The organism is Xanthomonas sp. CFBP 8443, assembly GCF_025666195.1.
GTDB lineage: Bacteria > Pseudomonadota > Gammaproteobacteria > Xanthomonadales > Xanthomonadaceae > Xanthomonas_A.
The window spans coordinates 152,455-168,149 of sequence record NZ_CP102592.1 but is presented as its reverse complement, the minus strand read 5'-3'; the positions used below and the strand labels follow the sequence as shown (position 1 = coordinate 168,149).

General features: G+C 69.2%; 10 protein-coding genes. 3 read left to right on the top strand and 7 right to left on the bottom strand.

From position 1 onward, the window contains the following. Position 1 precedes the first annotated feature (1 nt). The 3 genes from NUG20_RS00730 to NUG20_RS00720 all read right to left on the bottom strand — a co-directional run bounded on the left by NUG20_RS00730 (position 2) and on the right by NUG20_RS00720 (position 7,234). On the bottom strand, positions 2-3,028 hold the full coding sequence (locus NUG20_RS00730) for a TonB-dependent receptor domain-containing protein (protein ID WP_263396580.1): 3,027 nt from the start codon (positions 3,026-3,028) through the stop codon (positions 2-4). A 91-nt stretch (positions 3,029-3,119) separates the two neighbouring features. Beyond that, a complete protein-coding gene (locus NUG20_RS00725) occupies positions 3,120-4,172 on the bottom strand; it encodes a LacI family DNA-binding transcriptional regulator (RefSeq protein WP_263396579.1) in 1,053 nt (350 codons plus the stop codon). Next, positions 4,169-7,234, bottom strand: coding sequence for a galactose-binding domain-containing protein (locus NUG20_RS00720; RefSeq protein WP_263396578.1), 3,066 nt, complete (start codon positions 7,232-7,234; stop codon positions 4,169-4,171). Before NUG20_RS00720 ends, NUG20_RS00725 begins: the two co-directional genes overlap by 4 nt. A gap of 390 nt (positions 7,235-7,624) precedes the next feature. Here NUG20_RS00720 and NUG20_RS00715 point away from each other — a divergent pair, with 390 nt between their 5' ends. Both NUG20_RS00715 and plsB read left to right on the top strand, forming a co-directional pair. Beyond that, complete coding sequence (locus tag NUG20_RS00715) at positions 7,625-8,581, top strand: hypothetical protein (RefSeq protein ID WP_263396577.1); 957 nt, start codon at positions 7,625-7,627, stop codon at positions 8,579-8,581. Next, the gene (gene plsB, locus NUG20_RS00710) at positions 8,581-11,241 is read left to right on the top strand and encodes a glycerol-3-phosphate 1-O-acyltransferase PlsB (protein WP_263396576.1); all 2,661 of its coding nucleotides are present in this window, start codon (positions 8,581-8,583) and stop codon (positions 11,239-11,241) included. Before NUG20_RS00715 ends, plsB begins: the two co-directional genes overlap by 1 nt. 170 nt (positions 11,242-11,411) lie before the next feature. Here the strand turns inward: plsB and NUG20_RS00705 are convergent, their stop codons facing one another. Both NUG20_RS00705 and NUG20_RS00700 read right to left on the bottom strand, forming a co-directional pair. Continuing rightward, positions 11,412-11,990, bottom strand: a complete 579-nt coding sequence (locus tag NUG20_RS00705; RefSeq protein ID WP_263396575.1) for a DUF488 domain-containing protein — start codon at positions 11,988-11,990, stop codon at positions 11,412-11,414. Continuing rightward, the gene (locus tag NUG20_RS00700; RefSeq protein WP_038231978.1) at positions 11,987-12,190 is read right to left on the bottom strand and encodes a YdcH family protein; all 204 of its coding nucleotides are present in this window, start codon (positions 12,188-12,190) and stop codon (positions 11,987-11,989) included. The genes NUG20_RS00705 and NUG20_RS00700 overlap by 4 nt, the downstream gene beginning before the upstream one ends. Before the next feature lie 168 nt (positions 12,191-12,358). Between NUG20_RS00700 and NUG20_RS00695 the strand changes: the two genes are divergently transcribed. Then, positions 12,359-12,937 carry a hypothetical protein gene (locus NUG20_RS00695; RefSeq protein WP_263396574.1) on the top strand — a complete coding sequence of 193 codons (579 nt, stop codon included), beginning with the start codon at positions 12,359-12,361 and terminating at the stop codon, positions 12,935-12,937. Positions 12,938-13,031: 94 nt separating this feature from the next. On the opposite strand, the gene NUG20_RS00690 is transcribed toward NUG20_RS00695, so the two are convergent. Then, positions 13,032-14,048, bottom strand: a complete 1,017-nt coding sequence (locus tag NUG20_RS00690; protein ID WP_263396573.1) for a glycoside hydrolase family 43 protein — start codon at positions 14,046-14,048, stop codon at positions 13,032-13,034. 33 nt (positions 14,049-14,081) lie between these two features. Next, on the bottom strand, positions 14,082-15,572 hold the full coding sequence (locus NUG20_RS00685) for an MFS transporter (protein ID WP_263396572.1): 1,491 nt from the start codon (positions 15,570-15,572) through the stop codon (positions 14,082-14,084). Between the last annotated feature and the right edge of the window lie 123 nt (positions 15,573-15,695).

The window sequence follows — 15,695 nt, the reverse complement described above, 5'->3', positions numbered from 1 at the left end:
ATCAGAACTTGGCGCCGATCTCGAAGGTCACGGTGCGCGGCACGTACAGGATCTCGCCGGTCTTGTTGATGGTGATGTCCGGGTCGAAACTGCCGTTGGTGCCGAAACCGTTGTACGCATACGACGAGTAGTTCTTGAAGTTGAAGGCGTTGAGCAGGTTGATGCGCGCCGACAGCTTGAAGTCGTTGTACACAGCGAAGTCCTTGCTCGCCTGGAAGTCGACCGTGCGATAGCCCCAGATCTTGCCGCCGACCAGGAACTTGCCGCTGCCCGGCGGAGTGACGCCGACCTGCTGGCAGGTGCCGCCGTCCGCATCGACCCTGCCGTAGCAGGCGATGGTGTTGATCGGCTCAGGCGTGGCCAGCACCACCTTGGCGCCGAAGGTGACGCCCCACGGACCGTCGATCGAACCGGAGGCCACGAAGCGGTGCGCCGAGACCGCATCGGACTTCACGAACGGATAGTCGCCCACCGTCGGCTTGTCGAACGCGAACGGCTCGTCGATGTTGCGGTTCTGGCGCGCGCTGGTGTGGGTGTAGGACAGGGTCAGACCCCAGCCCGATTCCTTGGTGTAGGGCTTCTCCGCCGACAGCAGGACCTGGCTGCTGCGCTGTTCCAGGCCGTTGTTGCCGATGATGGTGTTCTGGTAGCCCGGAACCGGCTCGCCCCACGGCACGCTGCCGTTCTCGAAGTAGGAACCATTCGGATAGCGGTTGATCAGCGACATCACGAAGCCGTCGTAGCTGAGCACGCGCTGGAAGGTCACGTCGGTCAGCCAGTCGCCGACCTGGTTGCTGATGCCGATGCTGTACTGGTCGCTGTACGGGGTCTTGATGTTGTTGTTGAAGATGAACAGCTCGGCGCTGCCGCTGACGCCGGGAATGGTGTTCAGCTGGTCCACGCCATTGAGGAAACGCGGATCCCACGCAGCGCAGGTGCGATCGCTGCGGAAGCACTGGCCGGTGGCCGGGTTCTCGAAGTACACGGCGACCGGCGACAGCGCGGCCTTGCTGGTTTCCAGCGCGAGCTGCTCGAACAGGTTGCGGTCGTACGAACGGCCGGCGCCGCCGTGCAGGACCGCGGTCTCGTCGCCGAAGAAATCGTACGAGAAGCCCAGGCGTGGCGCCCACGCATCCTTGAAGTTCTTGCGGTTGTTGCCGGTGCTGATGTAATCGGCCGCGTTGATGCCGCTCGGCAGCAGGCGGTTGGCCCAGGGCTGGCCGGGGTTGTCCGGATCGTCGCCGTACAGCGCATCGACGAAGCCCTGCGAGGTGACGAAGTCGGTGTAGGCCGGGGTGTCTTCGTAGTCGTAGCGCACGCCGACGTTGATCAGCAGCTTGTCGGTGGCGGCCCAGTCGTCCTGGATGTAGATGCCGTACTGCTTGGACGGCGACTCCACCGTCGCCCGCTGCCCGGGCGTGGTGTAGGGGGCGACGAAATCCACGCGGTACGGCGTGGCGGCGACGCCATTGGCATCGACGGCGTAGCTGAACTGCGGGTTCACTGCCGCCGCGTCCTGCGAGGTCAGCTTCACGTCCTTGTAGTTCACGCCCATCTTGATGGTGTGTTCGCCGTGCCACTCGAAGCTGGTGAAGGTCAGGTCGTTCTGCAGGAACCAGCCCTTCTGGCTCTTGCGCTGCACGGTGGAGCCGCCTGCCGAGCCGGTGGCCAGGAACGTGTATTCGTCGACGTCGGTGGAGCCGGCGCGCGGTGCCAGGTACTTGTAGAGGATGCCGTTGCCGAGGGTCTTGGCGGTCGGGTTGTTCTCCGAATCCTCGGTGCCCACGATCAGCTCGTTGTACCAGCTGTCGGCGCTGTGCTGCCAACGCAGGGTCGAGCGCTTGTCCTTGTTGATCTTGTTGGTGGCCTGCTCGGGCGTGTTGAGGCCGCCGACGTTGGCGATCTGGGTCTCGTCGCGGTACAGGGTGCTCAGCTCGATGCGGTCGCGGTCGGTCGGCTCGAAGTCGACCTTGGCGAAGACCAGGTCTTCTTCGAACGGCATGTTCGCCGCGCCGTACTGGCTGGACAGGTTGGCCGGCAGCACGCCGACGAAGGGCAGCGCATTGGCCTCGGCCTGCACGCTCTTGGGCGCCACGTTCTCCTTGCCTTCGTAGGCGACGAAGAAGTGCATGCGGTCCTGCAGGATCGGGCCGCCCAGGGAGAAGCCGTATTCCTTGGTCTGCGAATCGATCTTGCCGTTGTCTTCGTCCGGGCGCTTGTCGCGCAGGTCCTGGTCGGTGTAGCGGAAGAACGCCTCGCCGTGGAACTCGTTGGTACCGGACTTGGTCGCCGCGGTGATCGCCGCGCCGCTGACCTGGCCGTACTCGGCCTTGTAGTTGGAGGTGATGACCTTGTACTCGCCGATCGCCAGCTGCGGGAACGGGTTGCCCTGGGTGTCGGCCTGGCCGGCGATGCCGCCGCTGCGCACGTAGCTCTTCTGGCCGACGCCGTCGATGTACAGGTTGCCGGCGCTGGCGTTGGCGGCGCCGCCGCGCAGCTTGGTGTTGCCGTTGCCGTCGATGGTGAAGACCATGCCCGGCACGGTGTCGGCGAACTCCAGGAAGTTGCGCGTGGCCTGCGGCAGCTGCTGGATCTGGCGCAGCGACACGATGTTGCCGACCTCGGAGGTCTTGACGTCCTTGATCGACGGCGGCGCGGTGACGTTGATCGTGCCCAGCGTGGTCGCGTCGCCAGTCGGCGCGGCGGCCGCGCTGGCGTCGAGATCGACCGTGGAAGAGGAGGCGACCTGCAGGGTCACCGTGCGGCTGACGCCCTTGGACTCGACCGTGTAGGTGCCCGGCGGCAGGCCGATCACGGTGTAGTTGCCGTTGGGACCCACCGGCGCGCGACGCACCGAACCGGTGGCGGTGTTGGTGACGACCACTTCGGCGCCGGCCTGGGCCTGGCCGCGCAGGATCGCGTTGCTGGACTGCGCCATCGCCGGCATCGAGGCGAACAGACAGGTCGCCAGCGCGCAGCACAGCAGGCTGCGTGCGGGCAGGTTGGAAGCGGAACGCTTGCTCTTCATGACAGTACCCCTCCCAGGGTGGTAAACGGGATCATTCGTGGCTTCTTCTAGTTGGATGCAGACGGTGGTGGCGTGAAACGCGTCGGGCGTGTCAGTCCATGGCGGTTCCTCGCTGGACACTGGACGCACGGACGATCAATTGCGGGGCGATGTCGGTGGAGGACGGCGCGGACGCGGTCTGCGGCTCCAGCGCGGCGATCAGCAGCTGCATCGCGCGCGCGCCGAAGCCGGCGATGTCCACCCGCATCGTGGTCAGCGCCGGATGCACGTAGCGCGCCATCGGCACGTCGTCGAACCCAGCCAGGGCGATGTCGTCGGGCACGCGCAGGCCGGCATGGGTGAAGGCGAACAGGCAGCCGAGCGCCATCATGTCGTTGGCCGCGAACACCACGTCCGGGCGTTCGCCCTGCAGCAGCGCCTGTCCGGCGCGGTAGCCGGAGGCTTCGTCGAAGTCGCCCGGCAGCACCCGCGGCGGCGTCTGCGGGCTGCGCTCGTGCAGCTCGTCGCGGTAGCCGCGCAGGCGTTCGCGCGCATCGAAATTGTCGTCCGGCCCGGAGATGAAGGCGATGCGGCGGTGGCCGCTGTCGAGCAGGTGGCGGGTCATCGCGCGCGCGCCGCCGTAGTTGTCGACGTTGAGCACCTGCGTGTCGGCGATGCGCTCGGCGCAGTTCATCAGCACCGCCGGCAGAGCGCCGGGGAGCATGTCGATGGCCTCGTCGGCGCCGCTGCCCAGGTACGGCGACATGATCAGCAGTCCGTCCACGCGCCCGGGCATGCGCCGCACCGCCAGCCGCTGCTCCTCCGGCTCGCCGTGGTAGCTGGACACCAGCAGGTGCAGGCCGCGCTCGCGCGCGACGGTGTCGATGCCGCGGATCAGTTCGGAGAAGAACTCGCCGTGCAGGTCGGGCAGGATCACGCCGATGGTGTGGGTGCGGCGGCTGCTGAGGCTGCGCGCGGCGTGATGCGGCACGTAGTGCAGCGTGCGCGCCGCTTCCAGCACCCGCGCGCGCACCGGCTCGGCCACGTGCTGATGGCCGTTCATGGTGCGCGACACCGTCGCCACCGAGACGTTGGCCATGCGCGCCACGTCCTTGATGGTGATGCTGGCGCGCTGTTCCGGCGCTTGCGCGATCCGCGGGTTCACCAGCGTGCCTCCAGGGTCCGGAACGGCTTGCTCAGCACCACACCGCCGGCGTCGTAGTCGTCGACGCGGCGGCCGTCCACGCGCAGCTGCGTCGGCCGCGTGCGCGAGGGCCACACCACGCGCACCGCGGTGCCGGCACGCAGCCCGCTGCCGAGTTCGACGCGCAGCACCTCGTCGCGCTGGCGCGCGCGCATGCTCAGCTGACCATAGGCGGTGGGCAGGCGCTGCACCGACAGGCCGTCGCCGGCCAGCCACGACGGCGGCGCGCCCGGCAGCAGCACCAGGGCGTCGTCGCCTTCGTGCATCAGCATGCCGAACAGGGTGCGCGCGTATTCGGCGCCGATCCAGGTATGCGGCATGTCGCCGAGGTAGCGCGGGAAGCGCAGCCGCGACTGCACCACTTCGGCCAGCACCTGCCATTCGAACGGGCGGCGGTCGCGCATCATGTCCTGCAGCAGCTCGTCGGCGACCTGCGGCTGGTCCAGGTGCACGTAGGTCAGCACGTTGCGCATCTCGTACGGCGAGTACGCCCACAGCGCGTTGGGCTGCTTGCGCTTGCGCACGTCGTCCAGGTAGCGCGCGAAGGTGGTGCGCAGCGCCTGTTCCGGCAGCAGGTCCTGCTGGCCGGTGGGATCCAGCGCGATCGACACGCTGCTCGGGTCGCCATCGCCCAGGTCGGCCGCGGCGGGGATGAAGTCGGCGCCCTTCCAGGCCATCGTGGCGCGGATCGAGGCGGCCAGCGAGGTGCGCAGCGCGGCGTACTGTTCGCGCGCCCAGGCCGCGGTCTGCGCATCGCCCAGCGATTCGGCCAGCCATGCGCCGTCGTGCCAGCCCTTCAGCGCCCAGTAGTCGTCCCAGTAGCTGTGGGTGGGGCTGGAATAGCCTTCGTGGCTGATCGATGGGGCCAGGATGCCGCGGAAACGCTCCGGCGCCGGCTGCTCGGCCATGTAGCCGGGCACCAGGGTGCGCTCGCGCAGTTCCTGCATGAACTGCATCGCCAGCTTCACCTTCGGCAGGTAGGCACGCACGCTCTCCGGGCCGCCGTCCAGGCGCGCCACGTCGGCGACCAGGGTGATGTATTCGCCCTGGCTGTCGTACTCCAGGTCCGAGCCGAAACCGTCGTTGACGCTGCCGTCGTCGTTGAGGATCGGCGACACCAGCCCGTTCGGATGCACCGCGTGGTCGCTGTACCACTGCAGGTAGTCGCGGGCGACCTTGGCCTGGCCCATGCGCAGCAGCACCGCCGAGGTGGCCATGCCGTCGCGGATGAAGGAGCGGTTGTAGTTGCGCGGACCGGGCTGCATCGCCGGGCCGGTCTGGTTGATCAGCATGTACGCGGCCTGCGCGCGCAGCATGTCGACCAGGCTGGCGTCGGGCAGGGTCAGCCCGACGTTGCCGAGCCGGCGCTGCCAGTCCGCGGAGACGCGATCGGCCAGCGCGTCGAAGCTGCGGCCCGGATCGCGGCCCGCGGCGCCGAGCAGCGCGGCGCGGTCCAGCGCCGGCGCCGGCGGCAGGCGGCCCTGCTTGTCGGCGTTGGCGGTGCCGAGCGGGAACGCCAGCACCACGTCCTGCTGCGCGCCCGGCGCCAGCGACACCGTGTAGTTCAGCATCGCCGCGGCCAGGCCGTCGGCGTCGTGCGCCTGGCGTTGCGCCGGCAGCGTGCCGGCGGCGACGTGGCGGGTGATTTCGGTTTCCCCATGCGCGCCGAACGCTTCGGCGCCGGCGCCGCTGGGCGCGCTCAGCGATTCCAGCAGCAGGCGGCCATTGACGCGCACCGCGGCGTCCTCGACGGCCACGTCGTGGATCGGCGACAGGCCGCCGTTCTGCCACGGCGGGTTCATCTGCATCGGCCGCACCAGCAGCGACAGCGTGCCGCTGACCGGGGTGTTGCCGGTGTTGCGCAGGCGGTGGCGCAGCAGCGTCACCGGCTGCCCGTTGTGCTCGATCGCGAAGGTCTCGCTGCGCAGTTCCAGCCCCGGCTGCGGCGACCAGCGCACCGACGGCATCGGCTTCCAGCCATCGCGCAGCGCATGCGTCAGCGCGTGTCCATCGGCGCCGGCGGCGCTGCCGGACGCGTCGCGCCACAGCGGCTGCACCAGCGGCGCGCCCTTCCACGCCTCCAGGTTGCCGTACTCGTCGAAGATCGATTTCTGCCGGCCGGCGTGGATGCCGACCGCGGTCCAATAGGTCTGCTGCATGTGCAGCGAGGCCGGGAACAGCGCGCGTTCGCCGCGCTGCGCGGCGACCTGGTAGCGCTTCATCGGCGTCATCAGCGCCTTCGGCCCGAGCAGGCGCAGGCGGCGCAGCGCCGGTGCGGCGGCGCCGGGTGCGGCGTCCACGCTCAGGCGCAGCGCACGCGCCTGCACCGGCGCGGTGCCGGCCAGGTAGGCGCTGTCGCCCTGCCCAGCCTGCGGATCCTCGGCCAGCGTGCTCCAGCGGCCGCCGGCATCCTGCGCCTGCAGCCGCGCCGCGCCATGCGCGCCGGCGAACTCGACGATCAGGCCGGTGCTGGCGAACGCGCGCGGGAGGGCGATGTCCAACTGCCGTGCCTGCTTGCCCTTGCCCGGCATCGGCACCGCCGCGCCGCCTTGCCACAGCGCGGCCGCATCGGCCACCGCCACGCCGCGCAGCTGCGCGCTGGCCGCGGCGCCCAGCGGTTCCATCTCGAAGATCGACACGCCCCAGTCGGCGGTGCGTTCGGGGCTGGCCAGGCGCAGGTAGCGAGCGCGGCGCGGCGCGAAGAACAGCGTCTCGCTGCCGCCCATGGAATCGGCCATGGTGTAGACCGTGTCCCAGCGCTGGCCGTCGGTGGAGGCCTGCAGCAGGAAGCCTTCCGGATTGGCGGTGTCCCATTGCAGATGCACGCCGCCGACCTGCGCCACGCGGCCCAGGTCGACCTGGAACCAATGCCCGGGACTGAAGGCGCCGCCGGTGCGGGTGGTCGCATCGCCGTCGATCAGGTAGTCGATCGCCTGCGCCTTGACCTGGCTGGAGGAACTGGAAGCGCGCCACGCATCGCGCGGCGGCAAGCGGCCGTCCTGCGCCTGCACTGGCAAGGTCATGGCGAACCCGCACAGAACGCCGGCCAGCGCCAAGCCGCAGCGGCCAATGCCACCGTGACCCAGCGCTCGGAAGATGTCGGACCTGTATCGCACTGGGACCCCCGTCCAGTACCACCTCAAGTCGAGGTGGGCGGACGGTAACAGCAACTGCAAGCGGTTACATGATGCGCCGCAACATTGCGGAATGTGGCGGCACGCTGTGCGATACGCCGACACAGTGCCGACATCGTTGTCTCGGCAGAACCGAACGGGTCAGGAATTGTCCCGATGCGACATCCGCGCACGGCCCGGCCGCCGTCGCGCAGGTTCCTGGACCGCGGCGCGCGGCTTGCCGGAATCGCCTGCGCCCAGCAAGATGCGGAACGTTTTGGGGAACGAGCCGAATAGAGTATGTCGCCGCCACGCCCGACCCGGCTCACGCCCACGCTTGTCGTTCCCGCGCTGCTGCTGGCGGTGCTGGCCCTGGCCGGCTGCAAGCGCAGCCCCGCCGAACTGCCCGGCGCCAGCGCCGAACCGGCCGCGGCGGTGCGCGAGCTGGCGCGCACGCTGCAGCGCAACGACCTGGCCGGCTATGCCCGCGCCGCGGTCCCGCCGGAGCAGTACCGGCGCCTGCAGCAGGCCTGGAGCGAGGACCGCAGCCGCTGGCCGCTGACCCAGCTGCCGCTGGCCGAACGCCTGCCGGAGATCCTCGACACGCTGTCCGCACCGGACGCCGAGCGCCAGCTGCAACGGGCCTTCGATGCGCAGTTCGGCGGGCAGGCGGCGAGCCTGCGCCAGGCCGCGCACTCGCTGGGCCTGTTCGGTGTGCAGTACCTGCGCAACCAGGGCGACTACACGCCGGAGCAGCGCGGCCACTACGTGCAGCTGGTGCAGGCGCTGAGCGGCTGGGCCGAACACGCGCCGCTGTCCGAGCGCAAGCGCGCGCAGGCGGCGATCGCCCGGCTCAGTGCCGCCGCGCGCCGCACCGGCCTGCGCAGCGATGCCGATCTGCACGGCCTGGGCATGGAGCAGAGCCTGGCCCGGCTCGGTCCGTTCCTGGCCGACCTGAAGGCGGTGCTGGGCGACTACGGCCTGGATCTGGACGCCAGCGCGCGCGAACTGCGCACCGGGCTGGTCAGCCAGCAGGGCGACCAGGCCGTGGTGCGCATCCAGTACCCGCTGGCCGGCGCGCAGATCGACACCACCGCGGTGCTGGTGCGCCGCCAGGGCCACTGGTACCTGCGCGATACCCTGCACGAGGTGGACGCGCTGCTGGCTGCCGCGGCGGCACCGATCGCGGCCTCCGCCCCGCCTGCCGATGCCCCGGCGCCCCCGGCCGCCGGCCCCGCGCCGCCGGCTAAGCGATAATGACGCCGATGCCAGAACAAAATCCCCTCCCCTTTCCCGACGACGCCGCGGGCGCGCGCGCGCCGGACCCGGCGGCAGCGCCGCCCGCCCCGGCCGGCGGCGACGCCGCCGAAGCGCCCGGTGCGGCGGCGCTGCCGGTGCCGCCGTCCAACGTGCGCACCGCCAAGCGGCCGCTGTGGGCGCGCCTGCTCGGGCGCGTGGCCGATCCGTGGCTGGGCCTGAAGATCGAACCGGCCGAGCCCGGCCAGTACGACGACGGCCGCCCGGTGGTCTACGTGCTGGAGGACTACGGCCTGTCCAACGCGCTGATCCTGGACAAGGCCTGCCGCGAGGCCGGCCTGCCGTCGCCGCTGGTGCCGCTGCCCGGCGACCCGCTGGGGCGCAAGCGCGCCTACCTGGCGCTGTCGCGGCGCAGCAGCAACAACGCGCTGATCCCCGAGCAGCGCGGCGCCAAGACCCACTCCGATTCGCTGGCCAAGCTGCTGCAGGCGCACCGCGAGCGCCCGGACCTGGACATCCACCTGGTGCCGGTGTCGATCTTCGTCGGCCGCGCGCCGGACAAGCAGAGCGGCTGGTTCGCGGTGCTGTTCTCGGAAAACTGGGCGCTGGTCGGCAGCTTCCGGCGCCTGCTCGGCGTGCTGCTCAACGGCCGCAGCACCATCGTGCGCTTCGCCCCGCCGGTGTCGATGCGGCAGACGATCGAGGAAGGGCTGCCGCCGGAGCGCACCGTGCGCAAGCTGCAGCGCGTGCTGCGCACCCATTTCCGGCGCATCCGCGAGGCGGTGATCGGGCCGGACCTGTCGACCCGGCGCCTGCTGGTGGACCAGGTGCTGGCCGCCGAACCGGTGCGCGAGGCGATCGCCGCGCAGGCCAAGCGCGACAACAGCAAGCCGATGGACGCGTGGCGCAAGGCCCACGCCTATGCCTGGGAAATCGCCGCCGACTATTCCAGCCCGGTGGTGCGCTCGGCCAGCTTCCTGCTCACCCATGTGTGGAACCGCATCTACGCCGGCGTGCTGGTGCACCACCTGGACAAGCTGAAGGAAGCCGCGCCCGGACACGAAGTGATCTACGTGCCCAGCCACCGCAGCCACATGGACTACCTGCTGCTGTCCTACCTGCTGTACGAGCGCGGCATCGTGCCGCCGCACATCGTGGCCGGCATCAACCTCAACCTGCCGGTGGTCGGGCAGTTGCTGCGCAAGGGCGGCGCGTTCTTCATCCGCCGCTCGATCCGCGGCAACGCGCTGTACTCGGCCGTGCTCAGCGAATACGTGGCGCAGCTGGTGGCCGGCGGCTACTCGATCGAATACTTCGTCGAGGGCGGGCGCTCGCGCACCGGCCGGCTGCTGCAGCCCAAGGGCGGCATGATCGCGATGACCCTGCGCGCGTTCCTGCGCCAGCCGCGCAAGCCGGTGCTGTTCCAGCCGATCTACGTCGGCTACGAGAAGCTGATGGAAGGCAACAGCTATCTCGACGAACTCAGCGGCCGGCCCAAGGAGAAGGAATCGATCTGGGGCCTGCTGTGGAGCATCCCCAAGGTGCTCAAGCAGAACTACGGCCAGGTGGTGGTGAACTTCGGCGAGCCGATCGCGCTGAGCCAGGTGCTGGCGCAGCGCGCGCCGGAATGGGACGGCCAGCCGCTGGGCGAGGACGAGAAGCCGAACTGGTTGAACGGCACCGTCGATGCGCTGGCGCAGCAGATCCAGGTGCACATCAACGCCGCCGCCGACGTCAATCCGGTCAACCTGCTGGCGCTGGCGCTGCTGTCCACGCCCAAGCACGCGATGGGCGAGGCCGACCTGATCGCGCAGATCGAACTGTGCAAGAAGCTGCTGGCCGAACTGCCGTACTCGGACCGGGTCACCGTCACCCCGCATTCGCCCGAGCGCATCATCGCCCACGCCGAGGAGATCAACGTGCTGACCCGCACGCCGCATCCGCTCGGCGACGTGCTCAGCGTCAACGGCGACAACGCGGTGCTGCTGAGCTACTTCCGCAACAACGTGCTGCACCTGTTCACCGCCTCCTCGTGGGTGGCGTGCTGCTTCCAGAACAACCGCCGCATGAGCCGCTCCGGGCTGCTGCGGCTGGGCCGCATCGTGTACCCGTTCCTGCAGGCCGAGCTGTTCCTGCCATGGAGCGAGGACCAGTTCGCCGAACGCATCGAGCGCACCATCGAGGTATTCGTGCGCGAAGGGCTGCTGCTGCAGGTCAACGACGACGACGGCGGCGTGCTGGCGCGCAACACCGGGCAGACCGACGAGGTGTTCCGCCTGCGCGCGATCGGGCATTCGCTGCAGCAGGCGTTCGAGCGCTACTACATCGCCATTTCGGTGCTGGTCAAGAACGGCCCCGGCAAGCTCGGCGCCGGCGAACTGGAGAGCCTGTGCCAGCAGGCCGCGCAGCGCCTGAGCCTGCTGTACGCGCCGGCCGCGCCGGAGTTCTTCGACAAGACCCTGTTCCGCGGCTTCATCCAGAAGCTGCGCGAACTGAAGCTGGTGTGGCCGGACGAGAACAGCAAGCTGCTGTTCGACGAGCGCCTGGACGCCTGGGCGAAAGACGCCAAGTTCATTCTAGGCCGCGAATTGCGTCACACCATCGAGCGGGTCAGTCCGGAAGCGGCGAAGACAGAAGAGCCGGCGGTGCCGCAGGATTGAAGCGGCGGCGAAAGCGAAGGGGTCTGCTACCGCCTCTGGTGCTTTGTCCCTCAGCCTCCATGTGTCGCTCGATTGTGGGAGCGACTTCAGTCGCGACGGGCTCTACCGGTAAGGCCCGTCGCGACTGAAGTCGCTCCCACATGTGGCATCGGCATCGCCGAGCCCATGGCTCAGCCGCCGAACAGATCGCCGGTGACCGAGCCGGCGGGCGGTGCGTCCGGCGGGTAGACCAGTTGCCCGTGCGCGTCGGTACGTGCGGCGGGATTGAGGGTGGCCGGTTCGCGGCGCTTGGCGTCGATCAGGTGGATCACCGGATGGCCGTGGTGCAGCAGGTGATCGCAGACGATCTGGCGATGGCACTGGCGCCAATAGGCCTCGGCGCACATCACCGCGCACGCGCCGCGGCTGCCGAGTTCGCGCAGCTGCGCGAACGCTTCGCCGAATTCGGCGCCCAGCGCGTAGTCGGCGTAGTTGTGGAAGCTGACGCTGCGCCAATGGCCGTTGCGCTGCGGGTCCACGCCGGGCTGCTTGCCGCGGCGCCCGCCCAGCGCGCGGAAATGCTGGTAGCCGATGCCCTCGGCGGCCAGCGTGCGCGCCAGTGCGCTGCCGTCGAACTGCGGGAAGCGCCGCGAATACGGAAACGCGCGCACGTCGGCCAGCTGCTCAATCTGCGCGCCGTGCAGGATCTCCAGGAACGCGTCCAGGCCACGCGTGGAGTGGCCGATGCTGAAGAACGTCGCCGCGCTCACGCCGGTTCGTCGGGAATCAGCAGGTTTTCCAGGCGCATGATGCAATCCTTGAGCTGCAGCTTGCGCTTCTTCAGCCGCTTGGCCTGCAGTTCGTCGTCGAGGTTGGCCGGGGTGCGCTGGATCTGTTCGTCGAGCGCACGGTGCTCGCGACGCAGGGCGTCGATGCGCAGGGAGATCTCGGCGGGCGTCATGTCTTCCACGAGGCCCGAGCATACACAGGCAACGGGTCTGCCGTCACCGTGCGCCGCGGCGGCGCTTTGTCGGCGGCGCGGTTGCCGGCACAATGCACGCGGCGCCGCGGCGGAGGCGGCGCCATTTCCCTCGTCCGCATCACCGGCGGCAGGATCGCCGCCCAGAAAGGAGTCTCCATGCGTTTGCGCCCTTCCCTGTTGTTCCTCGCCCTCGCCGTGGGCACGGCCGTGCCTGGCCTGGCCGCCGCGGCCGACGCCAAGTACGACGGCTTCCTGTGCTGCAACATGCGCAGCGACGGCAGCTGGATCAGCGACAGCAACTATGCCGAGAACGGCAAGCGGGTGATTCCCGCCGGCACCCCGGTCAAGGTCACCGGCTATGGCCGCTACCGGGTCAACGTGCTGATCGACGGCCAGAAGCAATCGATCGGCAACGACTACAGCCGCGACCTGGACAACGATGCCTTCGCCAAGCGCTACGTGGTCACGCAGGATCCAAAGCTCAAGCTGGCGGCGTATCCGGCCAAGATCCGCGAGGCGATCGGCAGCAGCCGCGTCACCAAGGGCATGACCCGCGAACAGACGCTGATGGCGCTGGGCTACCCGATCAGCAGCGAGAACCCGAACCTGGACAGCGCCCTGTGGCGCTACTGGCGGTCCAGCTTCGGCGAGTTCCAGGTGTCCTTCGACGGTGCCGGCAAGATCGACAAGGTCACCGCCGATCCGCAGACCCAGAACCTGGTGTGGATGCCGTAAGCCGGCGGCGCCGCAGCGCACGTGCAGCGCCGACTGACGCTGCGCGTGCGCCGCGGCGTAATTACGCACCGCGGCACGAGCATCCTGCGCGCGCTCAACCGCCGTAGGGATCGATCGGCGCGATGCGCCCGTGCGCGTCGTGGTGCAGCTCGGTGAGCTTGATGCAGCGCAGATGGGTCACGCCGCCGGATAGCGCCGAGTCGTGATAGAACAGGTACCACCGGCCCTGGAACTGGCAGATCGAATGATGGGTGGTCCAGCCGATCACCGGGCGCATGATCGGCCCCTGGTAGGTGAACGGTCCGTACGGCGTGTCGGCCACCGCGTAGCACAGCAGGTGGGTGTTGCCGGTGGAATAGGACAGGTAGTAGCGCCCATCGTATTTGTGCAGCCACGGCGCTTCGAAGAAACGGCGCGCATGGTCGCCGGCCAGCAGCGGCTGGCCGTGTTCGTCGACGATGCTGACCTCGCGCGGCGGCTCGGCGAACTGGGTCATGTCCGCGCGCAATCGCGCCACCCGCGGCCCCAGCGCCGGCTCGGCATCGGCCGGTTCCTCGTGGGCCTGCGCATAGACGTTGTCGCGGTACTTCTGCAGCTGCCCGCCCCAGATCCCGCCGAAGTACAGGTAGTGCTCGCCGTCGTCGTCGGCGAACACCGCCGGATCGATCGAGTAGCTGCCGTCGATGGCCAGCGGTTCGGCGGCGAATGGGCCCTGCGGGCGCGTGCCGATGGCCACGCCGATCTGGAAGATGCCGTCGGCGCGCTTGGCCGGGAAATACAGGTAGTAGCGCCCGTCCTTGCACGCCGCGTCCGGCGCCCACATCTGCCGTTCGGCCCACGGCACGTCCTTCACGTGCAGCGCCACGCCGCAGTCCACCACCGGACCGTCGGCGCTGTCCATGCGGAACACGTGATAGTCCTCCATGTCGAAATGGCCGCCGTCGTCGTTGAACGGCACGCCGGCGTCGATGTCGTGCGAGGGATAGATGTAGATCGCGCCGTCGAAGACGTGTGCCGACGGATCGGCGGTGTACATGTGGGTCACCAGCGGTGGCGAGATGGCGCGGCTGGCCAGGGTCTGCAGGTCGTCGGCGTCGATGGCGGGGGGCATGGCGCGGTGGGGCTCCGGGGGATCGTGTCGGGTTCAGCCGATGGCGCCGGAGGACGCGCGCAGGCGGCGCGCCTCCAACTCGCGCTCAATGCGCGCTTCCATGGGCTTGTTGATTTCGTAGAGGAACAGCGCGGCCACGCACAGCAGGAACGGCGTGGCGCTGTACACGCTCACCGCCAGGCGGATGCCGTGGGTGACGGCGGCGCTCTGCTGCGGCAGCGCCGCGTCGTAGCCGTAGAACGCCAGGATCGCCGCGACCAGCGCGCCGCCGACGCTCAGGCCGATCTTCAGCCCGCACATCATGGCCGAGAAGATGATCGCGGTGGCGCGGCGGTGGTTCTTCCATTCCGAGTAGTCGGCGACGTCGGCGATCATCGCCCACAGCAGCGGGATGGTGATGCCGTAGAAGAAGCCGTGCAGGATGTAGGAACCGAACACCAGCGCGATGGCGTCGGGCGGATACAGGTAGAACGCCAGCAGGAACAGGGTGGAGACTAGCAACGCGGCGCCGAACACGTCGCGCTTGCCGAAGCGGTCGGCCAGGGGCTTGGAACAGCCGATGCCGACGATCATGAACAGGATGCCGCCGGCGCTGAACGCGCTGAACGCCGAGGTCGGCGCGTCCTGTGGCCATTGCAGCGCGGCCAGGCCGGCGCGGGTGGTCATCGCGTTGGCGCCGGCGATCAGCGTGTTGAAACCGCTGCCGTCGAGGAACCGCGACAGCGCAGCGGCGTCCAGGTAGTACTTGAAGTAGTAGACATACATGCCGCCCTTCATCGCCAGGTTGACGAACACCAGGATGGTCAGGGCCAGCATCACCAGCCACGGCTTGTTGCGTACCAGGTCGGTCAGGTCCTCGCGCACGCTGGAGGCGCGCTCGGACAGCGGCAGCACCCGCTCGCGGGTGGTGAAGAAGGTGATCAGGAAGCACAGCGTGCCGGTCGCCGCGAACAGCGCCATCGCGTTGTGGAAGCCGCGCGCCTTGTCGCCGTCGCCGAGGATCAGCACCAGCGGCAGCAGCAACACCTGGATGATGAACTGCGCGATCATCACCGCCACGAAGCGGTACGAGGACAGGCTGTTGCGCTGGGCCATGCTGCCGGTCAGCACGCCGCTCAGCGCCGAGTACGGCAGGTTGTTGGCCACGTAGACCAGCATCAGCAGCGAATAGCTGGCCAGCGCGAAGACGGTCTTGCCGCGCTCGCCCAGATCCGGCGTGGTGAACGCCAGCAGCGAGGCGGCGCCGAACGGGATCGCGGTCCACAGGATCCATGGCCGGAACTTGCCCCAGCGGCTGCGGGTGCGGTCGGCGAGGATGCCCACCAGCGGCGTGAACACGAACGCGCCGAGCAGGCCGACGACGAAGATGATGCTCGCCGCCGACGCGGCCGGGATCTTGTAGACGTCGGTGTAGAAGAACGCCAGGAAGGTGATCAGGGTCTGGAAGATGATGTTCGCGGCCAGATCGCCGAGGCTGTAGCCGATCTTTTCCGTGATCGAGAGGCGGTGCGCGCTGTTGGTCATGGCCTAGGGGAACCGGTGGTGGGGGCGTTGCTTCCCGCTTCCGGCGGAAGCGGGTCCGCCGGTGAGGGTAAGGCGAACGCGCTGCCCTGCGGCGGACGGCGCGGGCGCTGCGACCGTGCGGGT

Bases quoted from the DNA above. Each gene is read 5' to 3' on its own strand.
- plsB (WP_263396576.1), top strand. From the start codon at position 8,581: ATGACGCCGATGCCAGAACAAAATCCCCTCCCCTTTCCCGACGACGCC.
- NUG20_RS00690 (WP_263396573.1), bottom strand. From the start codon at position 14,048: ATGCCCCCCGCCATCGACGCCGACGACCTGCAGACCCTGGCCAGCCGC.
- NUG20_RS00730 (WP_263396580.1), bottom strand. From the start codon at position 3,028: ATGAAGAGCAAGCGTTCCGCTTCCAACCTGCCCGCACGCAGCCTGCTG.
- NUG20_RS00720 (WP_263396578.1), bottom strand. From the start codon at position 7,234: ATGACCTTGCCAGTGCAGGCGCAGGACGGCCGCTTGCCGCCGCGCGAT.
- NUG20_RS00695 (WP_263396574.1), top strand. From the start codon at position 12,359: ATGCGTTTGCGCCCTTCCCTGTTGTTCCTCGCCCTCGCCGTGGGCACG.
- NUG20_RS00685 (WP_263396572.1), bottom strand. From the start codon at position 15,572: ATGACCAACAGCGCGCACCGCCTCTCGATCACGGAAAAGATCGGCTAC.
- NUG20_RS00715 (WP_263396577.1), top strand. From the start codon at position 7,625: ATGTCGCCGCCACGCCCGACCCGGCTCACGCCCACGCTTGTCGTTCCC.